Annotated in this window: 3 protein-coding genes and 1 pseudogene; 2 read left to right on the top strand and 2 right to left on the bottom strand. The window is 33.3% G+C overall.

All coding sequences use genetic code 11. The features are described from left to right. Both AB3X49_RS17825 and AB3X49_RS17820 read right to left on the bottom strand, forming a co-directional pair. Positions 1-1,047 (bottom strand): MATE family efflux transporter (locus AB3X49_RS17825; protein ID WP_367963751.1); only part of this gene is annotated, 1,047 nt, incomplete at its 3' end. Between the two features lie 228 nt (positions 1,048-1,275). Next, entirely contained in the window at positions 1,276-2,040 is a 765-nt protein-coding gene (locus tag AB3X49_RS17820; RefSeq protein ID WP_002126691.1) for a DUF2087 domain-containing protein, read from the bottom strand. A gap of 664 nt (positions 2,041-2,704) precedes the next feature. On the opposite strand from AB3X49_RS17820, the gene AB3X49_RS17815 reads away from it, so the two are divergent. Then, entirely contained in the window at positions 2,705-3,127 is a 423-nt protein-coding gene (locus AB3X49_RS17815) for a PH domain-containing protein (protein ID WP_002168693.1), read from the top strand. A gap of 230 nt (positions 3,128-3,357) precedes the next feature. Next, positions 3,358-4,708, top strand: a pseudogene (locus AB3X49_RS17810) (FAD-binding oxidoreductase). The last annotated feature ends 61 nt before the right edge of the window (positions 4,709-4,769 follow it).

Raw genomic sequence — 4,769 nt, 5'->3', positions numbered from 1 at the left:
TATTAATACACCACCAATGATATAATTCATAATAATTCCGGCCTTAACAACTTTCTGTAATCGATCAAATTGGTTCGCACCAATTGATTGCGCTGCAAAAATTGATACGGTAATGCCGAGGCTAACCGCTGGCATTTGTACATAACTTGCAACTTGGTTCACAACACCATACGCCGCTGTTGCATCTGAACCGTACCGATTTACAAATGCGATTACCGCGATCTCTGATAATGAAACTAATATCATATTAATACTCGCTGGAATACCGAGGCGTAACAATAATTTTAATAACTCCCAGTCCATACGAAGATATTTTCTTACTGTCCCGTCTAATTGTAGTGGATGATTTTTCTTCTTTAAATACACTAGCATGACAATAAACGTAATAACTGTAGATATAACTGAAGCATAGGCTGCTCCGTAAACATCTAATTTCGGAGCTCCTAACCAGCCAAAAATAAGAATTGGTAATAAAATCATATTTAGCGCTGTACTTACGATTAAAAAGTAAAATGGCGTTTTTGAATCTCCTGTACCTCTCATAAATGTTGTATATGCAAAATATAAGAATAACACTGGCATAGATATAAATAAAATTCTTGCGTAATGCACACTTATTTCAATAATATTTTCTGGCGTTCCCATAAGACGCATAATATCCATCGCAAAAATACTACCTATTATCGCCAACACGACTCCGATAATAAAAGTAAACGTAAGCGTCGTACCAACGATAGCTTTTAAGCGCTCCTCATTTTTAGCACCAAATGCCTGACCAATTAAAATTGAACTACCAGAACCAATTCCAATTACAAATGAAACGAGTAGGAAAAATAACGGGAAAAATGCCGATATAGCTGCTAGATCATTTACGCCAAGCCATCTTCCTACTACTACCATTCCAAATAACTGTCCAACTGATTGTAATACATTACTTAAAAGTAACGGCACTAAAAACATGGACATCGATTTCCATATCGGCTTATGTTCTGTTTCTGACTTCTGTGACTCTACACCTTCTTTATTGTTATCTGTAGGTGGTTTCAAATTTCATTTCTCCTTTTATTTAAAATCTGCACAGTTAAATCCGTGCTCAAATAGTTGTAATTACTCCAACCATTTCTATACTGTTTGCTCGTCAAAGTAATTGCCTCTTCCACTCACTATTTTCAAATTCATCATAGAACTTTAACATATTTTTCGTATCTGTAATCCTCTATCTCTTTGTATAGTTGTTTTTATTATGTGCATCTATTCATTTTCTTCTCTTCATTCTTATAACTTCACCCAATATTGGCTTCCATCAGCTGTTCTATCTAAAAAACCATATTCGATTAAATATCTTCTCAAAGTTACAAAATCCGGATATATATTTTCTAAAACTGTATTCACTTCTTTTTCAGTATACTTTTTATTACTATCGAATTTCTTCACTAAATGACGTAATATAATCAATTTACGCTTTTGCTTTTTCGGAAATTTAGAAAGCGGTCCATCCAAACCTTCTGTAAAATGCACTGTTAAAACTTCAGCATTTTCTTCCTCTGTAATATTGTATCTATCATCCACCATCGTAGCTGTTCTATGAATCGGTACAAATTTAGTTTGAACTTTTGATTTTTCTTCTGACAATTCCATTAACGCTAAAAATACTTTCGCTTGCTTCATTTTCTCGCGCAATGTAAATCGATGATTGCGAATCGTCGATGTGCTCCCGCCATCCATTTCTTTTACAATCTCTTTATCGTTAAGTCCCATATGGAAAAACTGAACCATTTTCTTTTGCAAATCAGTTAAGCCTGTAAACTTTTTATCAAGATTTAATAAATATTCAAACATAGATGTATGCTCATTTTGAATATGCAACTGTACAAACTTCTCTGCTTCATACAAAACTTGATTTTCTTGATAAATAACCCCTTTAATAAACGTTTCTCCACAAGCTAAACAAACATACTCCTCTGCTTCCTCGTCAAATACATACCCTTTCTTCAATTCCTCTATCGACGCATCCCAAAACTTCTCTGAAATATCACTCATACTAAACATTCCTCCAAAAGGTTTATTAAAACCATAAACAAATTACGATACCGTTTATTACCACTCCATCATCTTACCATACCAAAAGCAAACAATTCAATATTTCGTTTACCTATTTTACAAACTTTTATCAAAATATCTATTTATACGTTATAAAAAGGACTTATCCCAACAAACAGCGAATGTGTTTTTAGAAACCACTTATTATTAAGATGTGAAATATGCTGTTCAATATTTAAGTGCTACAAACCTAATTCAACATGGAACCGGCATTCACACATTCCAAAACTTCAGCATTCAATTTTAACTACAAAAAAGGTGTTTCCATATACGAAAACACCTTTTACCTTTTATATATTTTATAAACAACCTCTACTAAAACTTTACTTGCTTTTACAAATACATGTTTTCGATTTCCATCCTCAACGAATCTATTTGAACAACCACTAATCATCATACAACTAATTATGACTATTACTTTAATACTTTTTCTGCAAATCATTTTATACAACTCCACTGTTGAAAAACTTCATTTAAATTTATCCCATCAAAAAAGTCTACACGAATAACGAAACATAAAAATATGCAATGTTGCATATTTTTATGTTTTATTACGATATCGTGATTTAATTATTTTAATGATTGGTATAACGAGGTGACTGACTTGAAATTTAAAGCGAAAAAAAATCCATTCCATATCATTTTTCTCTCATTGTTTATCGTTGTTTTCTTCATTTCTCTATTTTTTCAACATGAGAATTCTATTTTTTTCACTCTTATGATGCTGTTAAATATCGTGAATCTCTCTTCTTTCTATTTTTCTCATTACAAAATAACGGAATCTGCCCTTATTGTTAAACATGGTTTCATACTCCGTACTGAAATTCCATTTGAAGATATACGCCACATTAAATACTCTGGTAAAAAGCTTCGTTCAGAAAATTGGACAAGACAACAAATAGAAATTCATTATAATTTATTCGACTCAGTAACATCTTTCGTACCACAAGAAGAGGAGAAATTCATTTCACTCTTAAAAGAAAACTGGCCAAATGTGAAAATAATCAATAGTACCTCAAATGAATAATTTTGTTTGAGACAGTTCAATGCTATTAGGATAACTATATAAGAATTGAATATCCTCCCCAAGTAAAACCGCCGTTTACATATTTATTCTCCCCTCAGGCTAACTCCCCAATAGTTAGTCTATTTTTTATTACATAAAGATACTACGCCTTCATCACAAACAAACGATACGAACATACACTATTTCTAGAAAAACAAACTACTACACAAAATGAATGAAAGGTGCTTATTATGTATGAGTTAAGTTATGAAGGATTAACAGGTGAAATTATTACAAGATATGATTGTGAGTACGAAGAAGCTAGACAAGAATGGAATCGGGCTATTCAAAAGTTTCCTTTAGCTATTCATTTATTGTTTTACGAAATGGGATGTTAGTAATGCGATTATTTGGGCGAGAAAAAATGAAATTGCTATTCGCATTCGTTCTGGTGGACACCATTACGAAGGATATTCTGTCGGAAACAATGTCCTCGTAATTGATATAAGTAAAATGAACTGTATGCAGCTTAATGAACATAAAAATACATTAGTCATTCAAGGTGGTGCTCAAAATAAACAAATCTATGACTTTATCTCTTCAAAAGGTTATCCATTTCCAGGAGGAACTTGTCCAACTGTTGGAGTAAGTGGATACACTTTAGGTGGAGGTTGGGGCTATTCTAGTAGGTATTTCGGCCTTGGTTGTGACAATTTAATAGAGTTAGAATTAATTGACTATAAAGGTAAAGTAATTACAGCTAATGAAACTTGCCATAAAGACTTATTTTGGGCTTGTCGCGGGGCAGGTGGCGGAAATTTTGGCATCGTTGTTTCGCTAACTTTTAAGCTCCCTCCAATAGTTGATAAAGTTACTTTCGTTGAACTATATTGGCCTAACGCTTCAGTAGACATCCAAAAGGAATTTCTTCACACATGGCAAAGCTGGCTAGTAAATTTAAATAGTAAGATGACAATCGGTGCGAGCATATACAACTCTGCTGTGGAAGGACTTGCAATATATGGACGAGGTTTATATTACGGTACCCCAGAAGATGCAGCGTTCATTCTACAAGATTTACTCAATATAAACGGGGTGAAGATGAATTTACAATATATCAGTTTTCTTGAAGCAATGGCCATTGTAGAATCTTCATATCCACCGTCTGAACAATTTAAATCTACAGGCCGGTTCGTTCATAAACAATATAACGAGGAAGAAATCGAAAAAATTATTAGTCTTATTGAAGATAGAGCTTCCGGTAGTATTTTTGCAGCTATAAGTCTCTACCCCCTTGGAGGAAAAATTCAAGATGTAGGTAAAGATGCGAGCGCTTTTTATTACCGCGATGCACATTATATTCTAGGAATCCAAACTATATGGGAAGATCCGATTGTTAAAAAGGATAATTCCCAATGGTTAGAAAGCCGATTTGACTATATAGAATCCATAACAGAAGGCTCATCCATCAATTTCCCATACAGCGATTTGAAAGATTATATGAACGCTTATTACGGGACACATGCGAACAAATTAAGAAAAATCAGTAAAAAATATGACCCTTTATGTGTATTTACTTTTCCGCAAGGAATTAAAAATTAATATGCGATAAAGTGAAACTTTAATCAGTGGGGTTTTGTTCATCCCCCACTGATTATTAGCC

The sequence above is a fragment of the Bacillus sp. C30 genome (assembly GCF_040838255.1).
GTDB classification, from domain to species: domain Bacteria; phylum Bacillota; class Bacilli; order Bacillales; family Bacillaceae_G; genus Bacillus_A; species Bacillus_A mycoides.
Note: the sequence above shows the minus strand (reverse complement) of the source record. Positions and strands in the feature narration are given on the sequence as shown.

Coding starts and splice junctions, on each gene's coding strand:
- AB3X49_RS17820 (WP_002126691.1), bottom strand. CDS start 2,040: ATGAGTGATATTTCAGAGAAGTTTTGGGATGCGTCGATAGAGGAATTG.